Source organism: Paraburkholderia sp. D15, from assembly GCF_029910215.1.
Taxonomy (GTDB): domain Bacteria; phylum Pseudomonadota; class Gammaproteobacteria; order Burkholderiales; family Burkholderiaceae; genus Paraburkholderia.
On the sequence record NZ_CP110395.1, the window covers coordinates 3,971,707 to 3,990,715 of the forward strand.

Annotated in this window: 9 protein-coding genes, 2 tRNA genes and 3 rRNA genes; 5 read left to right on the plus strand and 9 right to left on the minus strand. The window is 59.0% G+C overall.

Features of this window, described 5'->3' with window-relative positions:
• Positions 1-433: 433 nt before the first annotated feature.
• A complete protein-coding gene (coq7, locus tag LFL96_RS17245) occupies positions 434-1,072 on the minus strand; it encodes a 2-polyprenyl-3-methyl-6-methoxy-1,4-benzoquinone monooxygenase (RefSeq protein ID WP_280996422.1) in 639 nt (212 codons plus the stop codon).
• A 303-nt stretch (positions 1,073-1,375) separates the two neighbouring features.
• Between coq7 and LFL96_RS17250 the strand changes: the two genes are divergently transcribed.
• A complete protein-coding gene (locus tag LFL96_RS17250; RefSeq protein ID WP_280996423.1) occupies positions 1,376-2,569 on the plus strand; it encodes a porin in 1,194 nt (397 codons plus the stop codon).
• 258 nt (positions 2,570-2,827) lie between these two features.
• Here the strand turns inward: LFL96_RS17250 and LFL96_RS17255 are convergent, their stop codons facing one another.
• Together LFL96_RS17255 and LFL96_RS17260 are read right to left on the minus strand one after the other, a co-directional pair.
• Positions 2,828-4,501 carry a long-chain fatty acid--CoA ligase gene (locus LFL96_RS17255; protein WP_280996424.1) on the minus strand — a complete coding sequence of 558 codons (1,674 nt, stop codon included), beginning with the start codon at positions 4,499-4,501 and terminating at the stop codon, positions 2,828-2,830.
• Positions 4,502-4,647: 146 nt separating this feature from the next.
• On the minus strand, positions 4,648-6,726 hold the full coding sequence (locus tag LFL96_RS17260) for a molybdopterin oxidoreductase family protein (protein ID WP_280996425.1): 2,079 nt from the start codon (positions 6,724-6,726) through the stop codon (positions 4,648-4,650).
• Between the two features lie 188 nt (positions 6,727-6,914).
• Between LFL96_RS17260 and LFL96_RS17265 the strand changes: the two genes are divergently transcribed.
• Positions 6,915-8,120 (plus strand): M20 aminoacylase family protein, encoded by a 1,206-nt coding sequence (locus LFL96_RS17265; protein ID WP_281000809.1) that lies wholly within the window; start codon positions 6,915-6,917, stop codon positions 8,118-8,120.
• A gap of 251 nt (positions 8,121-8,371) precedes the next feature.
• Here the strand turns inward: LFL96_RS17265 and rrf are convergent.
• The 6 genes from rrf to LFL96_RS17295 all read right to left on the minus strand — a co-directional run bounded on the left by rrf (position 8,372) and on the right by LFL96_RS17295 (position 14,989).
• A 5S ribosomal RNA gene (gene rrf, locus LFL96_RS17270) occupies positions 8,372-8,485 on the minus strand.
• Between the two features lie 215 nt (positions 8,486-8,700).
• Positions 8,701-11,580: ribosomal RNA gene (locus LFL96_RS17275) — 23S ribosomal RNA — on the minus strand.
• 323 nt (positions 11,581-11,903) lie between these two features.
• Positions 11,904-11,979 (minus strand) — tRNA-Ala (locus LFL96_RS17280).
• Between the two features lie 89 nt (positions 11,980-12,068).
• A tRNA-Ile gene (locus LFL96_RS17285) sits at positions 12,069-12,145 on the minus strand.
• A gap of 77 nt (positions 12,146-12,222) precedes the next feature.
• Positions 12,223-13,753, minus strand: a 16S ribosomal RNA gene (locus LFL96_RS17290).
• Together the 16S, 23S and 5S rRNA genes with 2 tRNA genes alongside form the textbook arrangement of a ribosomal RNA operon.
• 459 nt (positions 13,754-14,212) lie before the next feature.
• On the minus strand, positions 14,213-14,989 hold the full coding sequence (locus LFL96_RS17295; protein WP_280996426.1) for an enoyl-CoA hydratase: 777 nt from the start codon (positions 14,987-14,989) through the stop codon (positions 14,213-14,215).
• A 132-nt stretch (positions 14,990-15,121) separates the two neighbouring features.
• Between LFL96_RS17295 and paaN the strand changes: the two genes are divergently transcribed.
• The 3 genes from paaN (at position 15,122) to paaG (ending at position 19,002) form a co-directional block, all read left to right on the plus strand.
• Positions 15,122-16,822 (plus strand): phenylacetic acid degradation protein PaaN, encoded by a 1,701-nt coding sequence (gene paaN, locus LFL96_RS17300; RefSeq protein WP_280996427.1) that lies wholly within the window; start codon positions 15,122-15,124, stop codon positions 16,820-16,822.
• A 135-nt stretch (positions 16,823-16,957) separates the two neighbouring features.
• Entirely contained in the window at positions 16,958-18,160 is a 1,203-nt protein-coding gene (pcaF, locus tag LFL96_RS17305; protein ID WP_280996428.1) for a 3-oxoadipyl-CoA thiolase, read from the plus strand.
• A 50-nt stretch (positions 18,161-18,210) separates the two neighbouring features.
• On the plus strand, positions 18,211-19,002 hold the full coding sequence (gene paaG, locus LFL96_RS17310) for a 2-(1,2-epoxy-1,2-dihydrophenyl)acetyl-CoA isomerase PaaG (protein WP_280996429.1): 792 nt from the start codon (positions 18,211-18,213) through the stop codon (positions 19,000-19,002).
• Positions 19,003-19,009 lie beyond the last annotated feature (7 nt).

Consider the following 19,009-nt stretch of genomic DNA (forward strand, 5'->3'; position numbering starts at 1 on the left):
GCAATCCGATTGCCGTTGCGGCGCTTTTCGCGTCCGCTACCCGATTCTTGAAAATCTACCCGAAACCACCCGTGAGATCACACAAAAATACACTTTCTCACACTGTCTCCCACTTTAGAGGAACGCTAAAGGAGGGTCAAGGGAGATAGGCGCTTTTTGAGCGAATTTTGTTTGTTAGAACAAGGACTTAGCGCGACTCCTTCACGTCAGACATAAAACGGAAAACCGTTATAAATGAATGAGCTAGTGCAACTTGTGAAGGTGATACGTGAAAAGTGCGGGCGAACAGCGCGGAATGTAAGAGATCGTGAGGCGGGATCGTGCGGGGTCGGCGGGGGTTTTGGGTGGCTGAACGGGACAACGCGCGGAGCGTCGTCCCACTTTCAGCGATGCGGGTGATTTAAGGCGGTTTTCAGCGCGGTCTTATGCGTTCTTATATGTAATAGGCAGTTCGCGTCATGACTTTCGATACCGCGCGCATCAACGCGCGCGCCGGCATCGGCAACTCGATACCGCCGGCATCCATGGCGGCCTTGCCGTGCTCGACCTCATCCACTCGCATCTGCTCGACGATTGCACGCGACTCGTGGTCGGCGGCGGGCAACTGATCGAGGTGACTATCCAGATGCTGCTCGACCTGGCGCTCGGTTTCCGCCATGAAGCCGAGGCTGACGCGATCACCCAGACGGCCGGCGGCCAGACCGATCGCCAACGCGCCGGTGTACCACAGCGGGTTCAGCAAACTCGGACGCGAATCGAGCGCCTCGAGACGTTTCGCGGTCCACGCGAGATGATCCTCTTCCTCGACGGCCGCGCGATCGAACACGGCTCGTAGCGAGGGCGATCGGGTCGCGAGCTTTTGCGCCTGGTAAAGCGCCTGCGCGCATACCTCGCCGACGTGATTCACGCGCATCAATCCAGCGGCATGCGCACGCTCTGCGGGTGAGAGTTCGGGAGCCTCTGCGCTCACCGTCGATTCTTGCGGAACCGGTAATGGACGACTCATCCGCGACACGCCGGTCATTGAGCGTAAACCCCGATCAAACTCGCTAATCAACTCGTCCAGAAACATTCAGCACTCCCTCATCCGACAACTGGGCCGCTACAGCCACAAGCCCGTGCGACAAGGCTTTGCGGGCGAAAATCGACGCCGCGAAAACCTTTAACGCGCATGAAATTCACGGCCAATTCCTGATTTTAGACCATGTTGCGTAAACGAAACAGGAGCGTTCCAGGCGGTCTCCTTTTTCTTTGTGCCATGTATGCCTTTTGTTACATTACGTGCAACTTCTCGCGAAGTTGGAACCAGCAAGGCCTCAACGCCAGACAAATATTCGCCTTGTATAAAAGATTCGTAATCCTTGGAGATCATTCGATGAAAAAGTCGCTTCTCGCTCTCGCAGCATTGGGCGCATTCGCAGGCGTCGCACATGCACAGAGCAGCGTGACCCTGTACGGCATTATTGATGAAGGCTTCAACATGACCACCAACGTCAAGACGCCGACGGGTGGTCAACATCTGTACAACCTGTCCAGCGGCGTGCTGCAGGGCTCGCGTTGGGGCCTGCGCGGCACGGAAGATCTGGGCGGCGGTCTGAAGGCAGTCTTCGTGTTGGAAAATGGCTTTGACGTGAACAGCGGCAAGCTGGGTCAAGGCGGCCTGATGTTCGGTCGTCAAGCTTACGTCGGTCTGTCGAGCCAGTTCGGCACGGTGACGGCTGGTCGTCAGTACGACTCCGTCGTCGACTACGTCGGTCCGCTGGAAGTCGGCGACCAGTGGGGCGGCTACATCGCTGCTCACCCGGGCGACATCGACAACTTCAACAACGCGTACCGCACCAACAACACGGTCAAGTACACGAGCGCGAACTACGGCGGCCTGACGTTCGGCGGCACGTACAGCTTCGGCGGCGTTGCAGGCAACTTCTCGTCGAACCAGATCTGGTCGTTGGGCGCTGGCTATAACAACGGCCCCCTCGTTCTTGGCCTCGGTTACTTGAACGCACGTACCCCGTCGGCATCGGGCGGTCTGTTCAACAACGGCGGCACGGCTACGGCAGCGAACGCGGCTGTGACCTCGCCGGTCTACGCTGGCTTCCAGTCGGCTAACACGTACCAGGTGATCGGTGCTGGCGGCGCGTACACGTTCGGCGCTGCAACGATCGGTGCAACGTACTCGAACATCCGCTTCGGCAACCTGGGTGCATCGTACTCGGCTGCTGCGCTGAACGCGTACAAGGGTCAATCGGCTACGTTCAACAACGCCGAACTCAACTTCAAGTATCAGTTGACCCCGGCATTGCTGGTCGGCGCAGCGTATGACTACACGCGCGGCGTGTCGATCGCTGGCGCATCGCGCGCTCAGTACCACCAAGGCGCAGTCGGCGTGGATTACTTCCTGTCCAAGCGTACCGACGTGTACGTGACGGGTGTGTACCAACACGCTCTGGGCGACACGCTGGCAGCAGACGGCACGGTCACGGCAGCAACGGCTGGCATCAACGGTCTGACGGGTTCGTCGAACCAGAACCAGTTCACGGCGCGCGTCGGTATCCGCCACAAGTTCTAATAAGTCGTAAAAACGCAGTTTGTCTCAAAGGCGCCTTCGGGCGCCTTTTTTTATGCTTCGCGTTTTCGCTTGTCTCTGGCGATTGGGAATGCGCAATGGTCGTGGGTCATCCGGTAATTGATGGCACAGCATCAAGCAAAAGGCCCGGCGGACTCTCGTCGCTGCCGGGCCTTCCCTTTCCTGTGCCTGCCTGACCTGAACGCTGAAAGACAGGTTGCGTTTCGTGTCGTACTTATCGCCGGGTTGAACTGACTGCGCTTACGCCCGGCCGTCGCGCAACTCGCGACGCAGAATCTTACCGACGTTGCTCTTCGGCAGTTCCGTGCGGAACTCGACGATCTTCGGCCGCTTGTAGCCGGTCAACTGCGTCTTGCAGAACGCAAAGATATCCGCGTCGGTCAGCGCCTGATCCTTCTTCACGACAAACAGCTTCACGGCCTCGCCCGAATGCTGATCGGGGACCCCAACCGCCGCGACTTCGAACACGCCCGGCAGTTTCGCGACCACGTCCTCGATTTCGTTCGGGTAGACGTTGAAGCCCGACACCAGAATCATGTCCTTCTTCCGGTCGACGATCTTGACGAAACCGCCGTCGTTCATGAAGCCGACGTCGCCCGATTTGAAGAAGCCGTCCGCGGTCATTACCTTCGCCGTTTCGTCCGGCCGGTTCCAGTAGCCCGCCATCACCTGCGGTCCGCGAATGCAGATCTCGCCGGGCTGCCCGAGCGGCACTTCGTTGCCGTCGTCGTCGCGAATCGAGATTTCGGTCGACGGAAGCGGCAGGCCGATCGTCCCGCTGTATTCGGTCACGGTCACCGGATTGCAGGTCACGCACGGCGACGTTTCCGACAAACCATAGCCCTCGATAATCGGCGTATGCGTGTGTTCGTACCAGCGTTTAGCCACCGCCTCCTGCACCGCCATGCCGCCACCGTTCGCGGCGAGCAGCTTCGAGAAGTCGAGCTTGTGGAAATCCGGACTGTTCAGCATCGCGTTGTACAGCGTGTTGACTGCGGGAATCGTCGTAATCGCATAGCCCTGCAACGACTTGATCATGCCCGGAATATCGCGCGGATTCGGGATCAACACACCGAGGCCGCCCGTGCGGATGGTCAGCAGGCCGCACACGGTCAATGCGAACACGTGATAGAGCGGCAACGCGACGACGGTGATGAATTGATCGATATCCGTGCGGCCGGAGCGAACCGGATCGAGCCAGATTTCCGACTGCAGCACGTTGGCGATCAGATTCCGATGCAGCAGCGTCGCGCCCTTGGCGACGCCGGTCGTGCCGCCGGTGTACTGGAGAAACGCGACATCGTCCGGACCTTGCTGAACGGCCTTGAAACTCTGCCGGCCGCCCTCGGAAATCGCGGTGTTGAATTTGACGTGGCCCGGCAGATTCCAAGCCGGCACCATCTTCTTCACGCGCCGCACGACGAAATTGACGAGCGTGCCCTTGAGGCCCATCAAATCGCCCATCGCGGCGACAATGACGTGCTTCACCGCCGTATTGCGCACGATCTCCTGCAACGTGACCGCGAAGTTCTCCAGCAGGATGATCGCTTCCGCGCCGCTGTCTTTCAGCTGATGTTCAAGCTCGCGCGGCGTATAGAGTGGGTTCACGTTCACGACCACATACCCGGCGCGCAGGATCGCGGCGATCGCCACCGGATACTGCAGCACGTTCGGCATCATGATCGCGATACGCGAGCCGCGCGCGAGTCCCTTCGACTGAAACCACGCAGCCAGTTTGCGCGACAGCGCGTCGAGCTCGCCGTAACTGATCTGCTTGCCCATGCAGACGAACGCCGGCTTGACGCGGTGTTCGCGGAAGGCTTCTTCAAGCAGTTCGGCGACCGACGAATAGCGGGTCGGGTCGATCTCTGCGGGAACGCCGGGCGGATAGGATTTCAGCCAGATTTTGTCCATGCAGCGTCTCCTGATTTATTTTCGAATGGTCGTGCTAAAAACGCATCGTAGCATGCTCACCTCTTTGCTATTCGCGAAAAGCGCGTGGGTTAGACTGCGGCCTCGAACCGCGTCCAGCGCGGCGCCGCAGGGTAATTGAAGGTCGGTCAGACGCGCTCGACCTCGACGAGGCAGTCGTAAAACGTCGCTGCCGCGCCGAGATCGGTGAGCGCCTGGCTGGTGAGCTGGTTCGCGTTGCGGCCATCCGGTGCGAGCTTCTTCCACCAGATCGACAGACCGACGACGAGACCGGCGCGCGCTTTGTCCGTGACGCGCGCACGGGCCTGCATCGAGCCGCGATCGTTGAAGATGCGTACCAGCGCGCCGTCGATGACGTCACGCGCTTGCGCGTCCGCGGGATGGATATCGAGATGTGGCTCGCCCTCGGTGGCACGCAGACTCTCGATGTTGACGAACGTGCTGTTCAGAAAATTGCGCGCCGGCGGCGAGATCATCGCGAGCGGATAGCGGGCGGCCAGCTCCGGCGCACCGTCCGCGGATTCGTAAGGCGCGAGATAGTCCGGTAGCGGGTCGAGGCCCTGTTGCGCCAGGCGCTCGCTGTAAAACTCGCATTTACCGGATGGCGTGCGGAAGCCGCCTTCGGCGAACGGGGCGTCGTCTATGTTCAGCTTTGCCCAGCCTGTCTCTTTCAGCGTTTCCCACGTCACACCTTCCAGCGTCTTGTCCTGCCAGCGGAATGCGGCGCGCGCGAGCGTTTCGTCACTGTCGTACAGCGCCGGCTCGTCGAGTCCCATGTGTTGCGCGAGACCCCGGAAAATGTCGGTGTTCGGACGCGCGTCGCCGATCGGCGCCAGCGCCGGCAGATTGACCATCACGTGCGTGTGTCCGTACGACTTGTGCACGTCGAGATGTTCGAGTTGCGTCGTGGCGGGCAACAGGAGATCGGCGTAATCGGCAGTGTCGGTCTGGAAATGTTCAAGGACGATCGTGAACAGATCCTCGCGGCCGAAGCCTGCCGCCACCTTCTCCGAGTCCGGCGCGACCGCGACGGGATTCGAGTTGTAGACGACGATCGCTTCGATTTTCGGACCGAAGGTCGCGTCGCCGGGATGCAGCAAGGCGTCGCCGATCGCATTCATATTCACCACGCGGCTCGGTTTGCCCGGCCAGCCCGGCATCAGATCCGGACGTTGCAGCGCAGCCGAATCGACCGGCGCCCAACCGCCCGACGACAGCAGCGCACCACCCGAGCGCTCACGCCACGCGCCCGTCAGCGAGGGTAAGCACGCAATCGCGCGCACAGCATTGCCGCCGCCGCGCACGCGCTGCAGACCGTAGTTCATCCGGATCGCGGCTTTTTTCGTGCTGCCGTAAAGACGCGCAAGATCGGCGATTATGTGTTCTTCGATTCCACAAATGTCGGCGACACGCGATGGCGGGTACGTAAGCGCACGCGCCTTCAGTTCGGCGAAACCCACCGTATGCTCGGCGATGTACGCATGATCGAGCAGGTTCTCCGCGATCAGCACATTCATGATGCCGAGCGCGAGCGCGCCATCGGTGCCCGGCTTCAATGCGATGTGCTGGTGGCATTTTTCCGCGGTCAGCGAACGATACGGATCGATCGCGATCAATCGCGCGCCATGGCGTTTGGCTTCCTGCGCGCGTGTCCAGAAATGCAGATTCGATGCGATCGGATTCGCGCCCCAGATCAGGATGACTTCGCTCTCGGCGAAGTACTCGCTCAGCATCCCGACGTTTGCCCCGTATGTGTACTTCAAGCCGGCCGCGCCGGCCGCAGAGCAGATCGTGCGCTCCAGTTGCGATGCGCCCAGTTTATGAAAGAAGCGTTGTGCGATGCTGTCGCCCTGAATCAAGCCCATCGTGCCGGCATAGCTATAGGGGACGATCGCTTCTGGCGAGCGACTCGCGATTTCGGACAGACTCGTCGCAGCTAGTTCGAACGCTTCGTTCCAACTGATCGACTCGAAACGGCCCTCGCCTTTGCGACCGATGCGCTTCATCGGCGTCGTCAACCGGCTCGGGTGATGGACGCGCTCCGCATATCGGCTGACTTTGGTACACAACGCGCCTTGCGTCGGTGGATGATCCGGGTCGCCGACTACCTTGATCGCGCGGCCGTCTTCGATCGTCACGCGCATCGCGCATGTGTCCGGGCAATCGTGCGGGCACACGGCGCGGGCGTATTCAGTCGGAGCATTCATGGTCGATCCGTCGAAGTAAACAAGCAGCAATGAGCGGCGATGCGGGATTTTATTACTTCCCTTGCTGTTCACCAGCATGGTGCCGCCAAAAATGCCTTCGGCGTAGAATCGTTTATCACCGTGCCCGGGTCGACATGACCCCGAGCGATTCCACGCAAGTCAAAGCACAAGCGCATCATCACTCCATCATGAAACTAATCCCCGAAATTCAAGCCGCTCACGGCGAAATTCAGACCCTTCGACGAACCATTCACGCCAATCCAGAATTGCGTTACGAAGAAGCAGCGACAGCGGATCTTGTCGCTAAAACGCTCGAATCCTGGGGGATCGAGACGCATCGTGGATTGGGCAAAACGGGCGTGGTCGGCGTACTCAAGCGAGGCAACGGCACACGTTCAATCGGACTGCGCGCCGACATGGATGCGTTGCCGATTCAGGAGTTGAACGGCTTCGAGCATCGTTCGAAAAATGACGGAAAAATGCATGCATGTGGCCACGATGGCCATACGGCGATGCTGCTCGGTGCGGCTCGGCATCTGGTCAAACATGGCGACTTCGACGGTACGATCGTCTTCATCTTCCAGCCTGCCGAAGAAGGCGGCGCAGGCGCACAGGCGATGATCGACGACGGCCTGTTCACGAAATTTCCTGTCGACGCGGTGTTTGGCATTCACAATTGGCCGGGCATGCCGGCGGGCCACTTTGGTGTGACTGAAGGCCCGATCATGGCGTCCAGCAACGAATTTCGCATTGAGATCAAAGGCGTCGGTTCGCATGCGGCGTTGCCGCACAATGGACGCGATCCAGTGTTCACCGCGGTGCAGATCGCGAACGGACTGCAGAGCATCATTACGCGCAATAAGAAACCGCTGGATACTGCCGTTCTGTCGATCACCCAGATTCACGCCGGCGATGCGCTTAATGTTGTGCCAAACGACGCGTGGCTTGCCGGCACGGTCCGCACATTCACCACTGAGACGCTGGATCTAATTGAATCGCGCATGCGCAAGATCGCAGAAAGCACTGCCGATGCGTACGATTGCACGGTGAAGATTCACTTCCACCGCAACTATCCGCCGACGATCAACAGCAGCGAAGAGGCGCGCTTTGCAGCAACGGTCATGAAGGAAATAGTGGGCGCGGAAAAGGTCGATGACGCAGTCGAACCGACGATGGGCGCAGAAGACTTTTCGTTCATGTTGCTGGCCAAACCAGGCTGCTATGCGTTTCTAGGCAACGGAGATGGCGGTCATAGGGAATCGGGTCATGGCGCAGGTCCGTGCATGTTGCACAACGCAAGCTATGACTTCAACGACGAATTGCTGCCGATTGGTTCGACGTACTGGGTTCGACTGGCGCAGCGTTTTTTGGCGGACGGGAATAAAGCGTCGTGATTGGATTGGGTGGCGCGATAAGTGCGCCACCTTGGATTGTTGTTTCGGTATTAGTCTTCTGGCGTTAGCATTCCGGAGCAGATGCTCGTTGAGAAATGGGTGCCGAGGGGAACTGGCGGGGTCGCTGACGTCGCCGGGTAAGGGCGGGTAGGTTCTGGCCACGTTCCGGGGCCGTATTTTCACCGCGCGTAAACGCAGAAACCCCACCGTTGTAGGTGGGGTTTCTGTTTGCTGCAGTGTGCTGCTGGGGAGCCTGACGATTACCTACTTTCACACGGGCAATCCGCACTATCATCGGCGTGGAGTCGTTTCACGGTCCTGTTCGGGATGGGAAGGGGTGGTACCGACTCGCTATGGTCATCAGGCATGACTTGTTGCCGTGGCGCCTTTTGGGGCATCACGACCAATCCGGAAGAAGTAGTTTCTGATGATGTGACATCAGTGGCGGGGGTTGTGTTGTTTTATCTGGCACAACACTGATCTCAACCTGTGTGTGGTCTGCATAAGACCCTGCGCGTAGCGCAGGGTGGGGCATCCATAAGTGCTGAAGCACTAACGGCTGCCGACACACACCTGTTATAGGATCAAGCCTTACGGGCAATTAGTATCAGTTAGCTGAGCACATTACTGCGCTTACACACCTGACCTATCAACGTCCTGGTCTTGAACGACCCTTCAAGGGGCTCGAAGCCCCGGGGATATCTCATCTTAAGGCGAGTTTCCCGCTTAGATGCTTTCAGCGGTTATCTCTTCCGAACATAGCTACCCGGCGATGCCACTGGCGTGACAACCGGTACACCAGAGGTTCGTCCACTCCGGTCCTCTCGTACTAGGAGCAGCCCCCTTCAAATATCCAGCGCCCACGGCAGATAGGGACCAAACTGTCTCACGACGTTTTAAACCCAGCTCACGTACCTCTTTAAATGGCGAACAGCCATACCCTTGGGACCGGCTACAGCCCCAGGATGAGATGAGCCGACATCGAGGTGCCAAACACCGCCGTCGATATGAACTCTTGGGCGGTATCAGCCTGTTATCCCCAGAGTACCTTTTATCCGTTGAGCGATGGCCCTTCCATACAGAACCACCGGATCACTATGACCTGCTTTCGCACCTGCTCGACTTGTCGGTCTCGCAGTTAAGCACGCTTATGCCATTGCACTATCAGCACGATTTCCGACCGTACCTAGCGTACCTTCGTACTCCTCCGTTACACTTTGGGAGGAGACCGCCCCAGTCAAACTGCCTACCATGCACTGTCCCCGATCCGGATTACGGACCAAGGTTAGAACCTCAAACAAGCCAGGGTGGTATTTCAAGGTCGGCTCCACTGAAACTAGCGTTCCAGCTTCAAAGCCTCCCACCTATCCTACACAGACCGGTTCAAAGTCCAATGCAAAGCTACAGTAAAGGTTCATGGGGTCTTTCCGTCTAGCCGCGGGGAGATTGCATCATCACAAACACTTCAACTTCGCTGAGTCTCGGGAGGAGACAGTGTGGCCATCGTTACGCCATTCGTGCAGGTCGGAACTTACCCGACAAGGAATTTCGCTACCTTAGGACCGTTATAGTTACGGCCGCCGTTTACCGGGACTTCAATCAAGAGCTTGCACCCCATCATTTAATCTTCCGGCACCGGGCAGGCGTCACACCCTATACGTCCACTTTCGTGTTTGCAGAGTGCTGTGTTTTTATTAAACAGTCGCAGCCACCAGTTTATTGCAACCCCTTCACCCTCTGCGCGCAGGCGCATCAAGCTACAGGGGCGTACCTTATCCCGAAGTTACGGTACCAATTTGCCGAGTTCCTTCTCCCGAGTTCTCTCAAGCGCCTTAGAATACTCATCTCGCCCACCTGTGTCGGTTTGCGGTACGGTCTTGTTAGACTGAAGCTTAGAGGCTTTTCCTGGAACCACTTCCGATTGCTTCGTGACCTAGATCACTGGCCTCGCACCCTTGAATTCCGCGCCCGGATTTGCCAAAGCGCCTTCTCCAATGCAAGGACCGGGACTTCCAACACCCGGACAACCTTCCGCGATCCGTCCCCCCATCGCATCTAACAATGGTGCAGGAATATTAACCTGCTTCCCATCAGCTACGCATTTCTGCCTCGCCTTAGGGGCCGACTCACCCTACGCCGATGAACGTTGCGTAGGAAACCTTGGGCTTACGGCGAGGGGGCCTTTCACCCCCTTTATCGCTACTCATGTCAGCATTCGCACTTCCGATACCTCCAGCGCACTTTTCAATGCACCTTCGCAGGCTTACGGAACGCTCTCCTACCATGCACATAAATGTGCATCCGCAGCTTCGGTATATGGCTTAGCCCCGTTACATCTTCCGCGCAGGACGACTCGATCAGTGAGCTATTACGCTTTCTTTAAAGGATGGCTGCTTCTAAGCCAACCTCCTGACTGTTTTAGCCTTCCCACTTCGTTTCCCACTTAGCCATATTTGGGGACCTTAGCTGGCGGTCTGGGTTGTTTCCCTCTTGACACCGGACGTTAGCACCCGATGTCTGTCTCCCGTGATTGCACTCTTCGGTATTCGGAGTTTGCTATGGCGTAGTAATCCGCAATGGACCCCACAACCATGACAGTGCTCTACCCCCGAAGGTGATACACGAGGCACTACCTAAATAGTTTTCGGAGAGAACCAGCTATTTCCAGGTTTGTTTAGCCTTTCACCCCTATCCACAGCTCATCCCCTAACTTTTCAACGTTAGTGGGTTCGGACCTCCAGTACGTGTTACCGCACCTTCATCCTGGCCATGGATAGATCACCTGGTTTCGGGTCTACACCCAGCGACTGAATCGCCCTGTTCGGACTCGCTTTCGCTACGCCTGCCCTAATCGGTTAAGCTTGCCACTGAATGTAAGTCGCTGACCCATTATACAAAAGGTACGCCGTCACCCCTTACGAGGCTCCGACTGTTTGTATGCATGCGGTTTCAGGATCTATTTCACTCCCCTCCCGGGGTTCTTTTCGCCTTTCCCTCACGGTACTGGTTCACTATCGGTCGATCACGAGTATTTAGCCTTGGAGGATGGTCCCCCCATCTTCAGACAGGATTTCACGTGTCCCGCCCTACTTTCCGTACACCTAGTTCTTCCTCGCTGTTTTCGTCTACAGGGCTATCACCTGCTATGGCCGCACTTTCCAGAGCGTTCGACTAACAATGAAGATAAAGAGTACAGGCTGGTCCCATTTCGCTCGCCACTACTCTGGGAATCTCGGTTGATTTCTTTTCCTGCGGTTACTTAGATGTTTCAGTTCACCGCGTTCGCTTCGCGTAGCCTATGTATTCAGCTACGGATACTCCATAAGGAGTGGGTTTCCCCATTCGGATATCGGTGGATCAAAGCTCGTTTGCCAGCTCCCCACCGCTTTTCGCAGGCTACCGCGTCCTTCATCGCCTGTGATCGCCAAGGCATCCACCACATGCACTTGTTCGCTTGACCCTATAACGGGTGTGTCTTCGGCGCATTCACTCGGAACACGGCCTTCGCCACATCGTTACAGGTTGAGTATTCGTGTTGCGCCGTATTCCAAGGCAATCTTTCGATCACCTTTTCATACATTGATACAATCACAACCCTGATTCACCTACTCGCACACCCATCTCTAAGCATGCTTTCGTGAATCTCTTTACTACTTCTTCCTGATTGTTAAAGAACGACAGCCGATCACGCGGTTGCTATAACCACGTCTCGCTCTGACTGGCTCAATCGCCAATGCACAACTCTCTGCCCGTCTTGCCGGCAGAACACTATGCATTGAGGATTGGTGGAGGATGACGGGATCGAACCGACGACCCCCTGCTTGCAAAGCAGGTGCTCTCCCAGCTGAGCTAATCCCCCAGTCACATACAGACACACGATCAATTATCGTCTGCCGATGCAGTCTTCACAGATACGCCCTTCAGCGGCGAACCCCACCGCAGAAACAGTGGTGGGTCTGGATGGATTCGAACCATCGACCCCCGCCTTATCAAGACGGTGCTCTAACCGACTGAGCTACAGACCCCTGCGTCTGTCTGCGTATCTGTCTTTAATTTACAGCCGATAAGCGTGAGCGCTCAACGTTGAACACGTCAGCTCGAGAAAGGAGGTGATCCAGCCGCACCTTCCGATACGGCTACCTTGTTACGACTTCACCCCAGTCATGAATCCTACCGTGGTGACCGTCCTCCTTGCGGTTAGACTAGCCACTTCTGGTAAAACCCACTCCCATGGTGTGACGGGCGGTGTGTACAAGACCCGGGAACGTATTCACCGCGGCATGCTGATCCGCGATTACTAGCGATTCCAGCTTCACGCACTCGAGTTGCAGAGTGCGATCCGGACTACGATCGGTTTTCTGGGATTGGCTCCACCTCGCGGCTTGGCAACCCTCTGTTCCGACCATTGTATGACGTGTGAAGCCCTACCCATAAGGGCCATGAGGACTTGACGTCATCCCCACCTTCCTCCGGTTTGTCACCGGCAGTCTCCCTGGAGTGCTCTTGCGTAGCAACTAGGGACAAGGGTTGCGCTCGTTGCGGGACTTAACCCAACATCTCACGACACGAGCTGACGACAGCCATGCAGCACCTGTGTTATGGCTCCCTTTCGGGCACCCCCACCTCTCAGCAGGGTTCCATACATGTCAAGGGTAGGTAAGGTTTTTCGCGTTGCATCGAATTAATCCACATCATCCACCGCTTGTGCGGGTCCCCGTCAATTCCTTTGAGTTTTAATCTTGCGACCGTACTCCCCAGGCGGTCAACTTCACGCGTTAGCTACGTTACCAAGTCAATGAAGACCCGACAACTAGTTGACATCGTTTAGGGCGTGGACTACCAGGGTATCTAATCCTGTTTGCTCCCCACGCTTTCGTGCATGAGCGTCAGTATTGGCCCAGGGGGCTGCCTTCGCCATCGGTATTCCTCCACATCTCTACGCATTTCACTGCTACACGTGGAATTCTACCCCCCTCTGCCATACTCTAGCCCGCCAGTCACAAATGCAGTTCCCAGGTTAAGCCCGGGGATTTCACATCTGTCTTAGCGAACCGCCTGCGCACGCTTTACGCCCAGTAATTCCGATTAACGCTTGCACCCTACGTATTACCGCGGCTGCTGGCACGTAGTTAGCCGGTGCTTATTCTTCCGGTACCGTCATCCCACCACCATATTAGGGCGATGGTTTTCTTTCCGGACAAAAGTGCTTTACAACCCGAAGGCCTTCTTCACACACGCGGCATTGCTGGATCAGGGTTTCCCCCATTGTCCAAAATTCCCCACTGCTGCCTCCCGTAGGAGTCTGGGCCGTGTCTCAGTCCCAGTGTGGCTGGTCGTCCTCTCAGACCAGCTACAGATCGTCGCCTTGGTAGGCCTTTACCCCACCAACTAGCTAATCTGCCATCGGCCGCCCCTTGAGCGGGAGGTCCGAAGATCCCCCCCTTTCCTCCATAGAGCGTATGCGGTATTAATCCGGCTTTCGCCGGGCTATCCCCCACTCCAGGACACGTTCCGATGTATTACTCACCCGTTCGCCACTCGCCACCAGGATTGCTCCCGTGCTGCCGTTCGACTTGCATGTGTAAGGCATGCCGCCAGCGTTCAATCTGAGCCAGGATCAAACTCTTCAGTTCAAACCTGTTACTGTTTTTCGGGCTCTTTCGAACCCGGTCGCTCACTCAACGTACTGACGAATTGTTCGATCATCTTTCGACGGTCAAACCTTCCTTTCATTACTGTGTGAGACTTGATACTTTTGCTTTACGCCAGACTCCGAAGAATCCGGCTCGCATTCCGCATCAAGCGCCCACACTTATCGGCTGTTAATTTTTAAAGATCGCTCGCAAAAAGGTCAGGCGGCTTGCACCGCCCACTTCTTCCTGCGTCTCTGCATCAGCAGCAGAGAAACGAGATTATGAAGACTTTCCGCTGCGCCGTCAACAGGTTTTTGTTACTGACTGAACCCGCCGAAACCGCTGGAAGCCTTGCCATCACTGGCTTTCCCGCTCTCTGTGCCCCGCTGTCCGGAGCACGAAAGAGCGAGATTCTAGCGACCCAGGACGGGCCTTGCAAGCGTTATTTTGACAACAGTATTAACGGTGCTTGAAAACGGGTTTGCGCTTCTCCACGAAAGCGGCCATCCCTTCTTTCTGATCTTCCGTGGCGAAGAGCGAGTGGAACAGACGGCGCTCGAAGTGGACCCCCTCCGCCAGCGTCGTTTCATATGCGCGGTTGACGGATTCCTTCACCATCATCACTGCGGGAAGGGGAAACTCGGCAATCGTGGTGGCAGCCGCGATCGCTTCGTCGATCAAGGACGCAGCAGGAATTACCCGCGAGACCAGTCCAGCTCGCTCGGCTTCGGCGGCGTCCATGAAGCGAGCAGTCAAACAAAGGTCCATCGCTTTCGCCTTGGAGACAGCGCGCGGCAAACGCTGCGTGCCGCCCGCACCCGGCATCACGCCGAGTTTGATTTCCGGCTGGCCGAACTTGGCCGTGTCGGCGGCAAAAATAATGTCGCACATCATCGCGAGTTCGCAGCCACCGCCGAGCGCGAAGCCCGCCACCGCCGCGATGATCGGCTTGCGGATCGAACGAACCGTTTCCCAGTTGCGCGTGATGTAGTCGCCCTTGTAGACATCCATATAGGAATAGCTGGCCATCATGCCGATGTCGGCGCCCGCGGCGAACGCCTTTTCGCTGCCCGTGATCACGATCGCGCCGATCGCGTCGTCGGCGTCGAATTCGCGCAGCGCCGTGCCCAGTTCGTCCATCAACGCGTCGTTCAACGCGTTCAGCGCCTTCGGCCGATTCAGCGTGACCAGACCAACACGCCCCCGCGTCTCAACCAGAATGTTCTCGTAAGCCATGCCGCCTCCTAGTGATTAATACGCACGCGAAAACGCTTCGCGCAGCCATCTTAATAATGCTAACATTGACCAACCAACCGGTCGGTCAATTATTCGACAGGCTTTTCCCCAACGTACAGTTACGCCCCTGCCATGACACACCCGCTATTCACCAAGCACGAAGACACGCTGCAAAAGGCGCTCACCGCGGTCGAAACGCGCGGCTACTGGAGCCCGTTCGTCGAGATGCCCAGTCCGAAAGTGTACGGGGAAACAGCTAACGCGGACGGCGAAGCCGCATTCAAAGCACACCTCGACACGACCTTCGAACTCGACCAGCCGTCGACCGGCGACACCGTCGGCGCCGAAGTCTCGCCGTTCGGCTTCCCTCTCGGCGTGCGTTATCCGAAGGCCGATCCCGACGCCCTGATCGCAGCGGCGGCGGCAGCGCAACGCGACTGGCGCGCGGCAGGTCCGCAAGCTTGGATCGGCGTGTGCCTCGAAATTCTTACCCGAATCAACCGCGCGAGTTTCGAGATCGGTTACAGCGTGATGCACACGACCAGCCAGGCATTCATGATGGCCTTCCAGGCGGGCGGTCCGCACGCACAGGACCGAGCGCTCGAAGCCGTGGTGTACGCGTGGGACCAGTTGCGCCGCATTCCGGCCAACGCTCACTGGGAAAAACCGCAAGGCAAGAACCCGCCGCTCGCCATGCACAAGCGCTACACCGTCGCCCCGCGCGGCACGGGTCTCGTGCTCGGCTGCTGCACATTCCCGACGTGGAACGGTTATCCCGGCCTCTTCGCGGATCTCGCCACCGGCAACACCGTCATCGTCAAACCGCATCCGGGCGCGATCCTGCCGCTGGCGCTGACGGTTCGAATTGCTCGGGACGTCCTGCGCGAAGCCGGGTTCGATCCGAACGTCGTCACACTGCTCGCGACCGACCCGAACGACGGCGCACTCGTCCAGGATCTGGCGCTGCGTCCGGAAATCAAGCTCATCGACTTCACGGGCAGCTCGCAAAACGGCACCTGGCTCGAACGGAACGCGCATCAAGCGCAGGTCTACACCGAGAAAGCCGGCGTCAACCAGATCGTGATCGACTCGGTGGACGACATCAAAGCCGCGGCCCGCAACATCGCGTTCTCGCTCGCGCTGTACTCCGGCCAGATGTGCACGGCGCCGCAAAACATCTACGTGCCGCGCGGCGGCATTCGCACCGCCGACGGCACACTCAGCTTCGACGAAGTCGCCCAGGCGCTTGCCGGCGCCGTGCAGAAACTCGTCGCCGATCCAGCGCGCGCCGTCGAATTGCTCGGCACCATCCAGAACGAAGGCGTAATCCAACGTATCGCCGAAGCGACGGGCCTCGGCCAGGTCCTGGTAGAGAGTCAATCGCTCGACCACCCGGCTTTCGCCGGCGCACGCGTGCGCACGCCGCTCATGCTGCAACTGGATGCCGCCACCGACCACGCTCAATTCACTAGAGAATGGTTCGGCCCGATCTCGTTCGTGATCGCGACGGATTCGACCGCGCAGTCGCTTGACCTCGCCGGTTCGATCGCCGCCGAACACGGCGCGCTGACGCTGTCGGTCTATAGCACCGACGAAGCCGTGCTCGATGCCGCTCACGAAGCCTCGATCCGCGGCGGCGTAGCACTGTCGATCAACCTGACCGGCGGCGTCTTCGTCAATCAGTCCGCAGCCTTTTCCGACTTTCACGGCACGGGCGCCAACCCGGCGGCCAACGCAGCACTGGCCGATGCGGCCTTCGTCGCGAACCGCTTCCGCGTGATTCAGAGCCGCCTTCATGTTGAACCGAAAGCGGCGCCCGCGGTAGCTAGCTGAAAGTCATAAGACAGAACTTGAGACAAAGCACGGCTTCGTCCTATGCCATTTGGCCGAATGGACCGGGCCGTGCCCCCCAATTAACATGAGACATCGGATCGGCCATTCGCGCCGCCCCGCCCAGCCGGAGCTCACATGAACGACGCCTTCATCTGCGACGCGATTCGCACCCCGATCGGCCGCTACGGCGGCGCATTGAAAGACGTTCGCGCCGACGACCTGGGCGCGGTGCCGATCAAGGCGCTGATCGAACGCAATCCCGGCGTCGACTGGCGCGCGCTCGACGACGTGATCTACGGCTGCGCGAATCAGGCAGGTGAAGACAATCGCAACGTCGCACGCATGTCGGCGCTGCTGGCTGGCCTGCCCACCGAGGCGCCCGGCGCGACCATCAACCGTCTGTGCGGCTCGGGCATGGACGCGGTCGGCACCGCCGCGCGCGCGATCAAAGCGGGCGAAGCGCGTCTGATGATCGCTGGTGGCGTGGAGAGCATGACGCGCGCGCCGTTCGTGATGGGCAAAGCGAGCAGCGCGTTTTCGCGGCAGGCCGATATTTACGACACGACCATCGGCTGGCGCTTCATCAATCCGTTGATGAAACGCCAGTACGGCGTCGACTCGATGCCCGAGACGGCGGAAAACGTCGCCGTGGAATTCGGCATCAGCCGCGCGGACCAGGATCTGTTCGCGCTGGCCAGCCAGCAGAAGGCCGCCCGCGCGCAGCAGGACGGCACGCTGGCGCAGGAAATCGTCGGCGTGGACATCGCGCAGAAAAAGGGCGACCCGGTGCGCGTGCTGCTCGACGAGCATCCGCGTGAGACGTCGCTCGAAAGTCTCGGCAAGCTCAAAGGCGTGGTTCGTCCCGACGGCAGCGTGACGGCGGGCAACGCGTCCGGCGTCAACGACGGCGCCTGCGCGCTCCTTCTCGCCAATCAGCAAGCCGCGGATCAATACGGCCTGCGCCGTCGCGCTCGTGTGGTCGGCATGGCAACGGCCGGCGTCGAGCCGCGCATCATGGGCATCGGCCCCGCGCCGGCCAGCCAGAAGCTGCTGAAGCAACTCGGCATGACGCTCGAACAATTCGACGTGATCGAACTGAACGAAGCGTTCGCGTCGCAAGGCCTCGCTGTTCTGCGCACGCTCGGTCTGCGCGACGACGACCCGCGCGTGAACCCGAACGGCGGCGCCATCGCACTCGGCCATCCGCTAGGCGCTTCGGGCGCGCGACTGATCACGACGGCGCTTTACCAACTGGAACGGATCAACGGCCGCTTCGCGCTGTGCACGATGTGCATCGGCGTGGGGCAAGGCATCGCGTTGGTCATCGAGCGACTCTGATAGGCACGCCGCAGCACCCATCGATCGAAGAGACTTTGAGGAGACACCCAATGTCGTACGAAGCGATTCGTTTGGAAATCGACGCATCGAGCCGTGTAGCCACCGTTACGCTGAATCGTCCCGACAAGCTGAACAGCTTTACACGCGCGATGCACCGCGAGCTGAGCGCGGCGCTCGATCAAGTCGAAGCATCCGCGGCCCGTGCACTCGTGCTGACCGGTGCCGGCCGGGGCTTTTGCGCCGGCCAGGATCTCGCCGACCTGGACTTCACGCCAGGCGCGATGACGGATCTGGGCGAACTGATCGACGAGCATTTCAATCCGCTGATTCGCCGCCTGCAAGCGTTGCCGATGCCGGTGATCGCGGCGGTGAACGGCACGGCCGCCGGCGCCGGCGCCAACCTCGCGCTGGCCTGCGACCTCGTGCTCGCGGCGCGTTCGGCCAGCTTCATTCAGGCATTCGTGAAGATCGGCCTCGTCCCCGATTCGGGCGGCACGTGGTTTTTGCCGCAACGGGTCGGCATGGCGCGCGCGCTGGGACTGGCCATCACCGGCGACAAACTCGGCGCGGAAAAAGCGGAGAGCTGGGGGCTGATCTGGCAGGCAGTCGACGACGCCGAACTCACCGCCACCGCCGCCAAACTCGCGACCCAACTCGCCCAGCAACCCACGCGCGCGATCGCCGCGATCAAACAGGCCATGCGTGCGGGCATGACACAAACGCTCGACCAGCAGTTGGACCTCGAGCGCGACCTGCAACGCGAGCTCGGTGCGTCGCACGATTACGCCGAAGGCGTGCAAGCCTTCGTGGAAAAACGCGCACCGCGTTTCGAGGGACGCTGAAATGGGC

What these genes read in the sequence shown, in the direction of transcription:
- paaG (WP_280996429.1), top strand. Translation starts at nt 18,211, where the DNA reads ATGTCGTACGAAGCGATTCGTTTGGAAATCGACGCATCGAGCCGTGTA.
- LFL96_RS17255 (WP_280996424.1), bottom strand. Translation starts at nt 4,501, where the DNA reads ATGGACAAAATCTGGCTGAAATCCTATCCGCCCGGCGTTCCCGCAGAG.
- LFL96_RS17260 (WP_280996425.1), bottom strand. Translation starts at nt 6,726, where the DNA reads ATGAATGCTCCGACTGAATACGCCCGCGCCGTGTGCCCGCACGATTGC.
- LFL96_RS17250 (WP_280996423.1), top strand. Translation starts at nt 1,376, where the DNA reads ATGAAAAAGTCGCTTCTCGCTCTCGCAGCATTGGGCGCATTCGCAGGC.
- LFL96_RS17295 (WP_280996426.1), bottom strand. Translation starts at nt 14,989, where the DNA reads ATGGCTTACGAGAACATTCTGGTTGAGACGCGGGGGCGTGTTGGTCTG.
- paaN (WP_280996427.1), top strand. Translation starts at nt 15,122, where the DNA reads ATGACACACCCGCTATTCACCAAGCACGAAGACACGCTGCAAAAGGCG.
- LFL96_RS17265 (WP_281000809.1), top strand. Translation starts at nt 6,915, where the DNA reads ATGAAACTAATCCCCGAAATTCAAGCCGCTCACGGCGAAATTCAGACC.
- coq7 (WP_280996422.1), bottom strand. Translation starts at nt 1,072, where the DNA reads ATGTTTCTGGACGAGTTGATTAGCGAGTTTGATCGGGGTTTACGCTCA.
- pcaF (WP_280996428.1), top strand. Translation starts at nt 16,958, where the DNA reads ATGAACGACGCCTTCATCTGCGACGCGATTCGCACCCCGATCGGCCGC.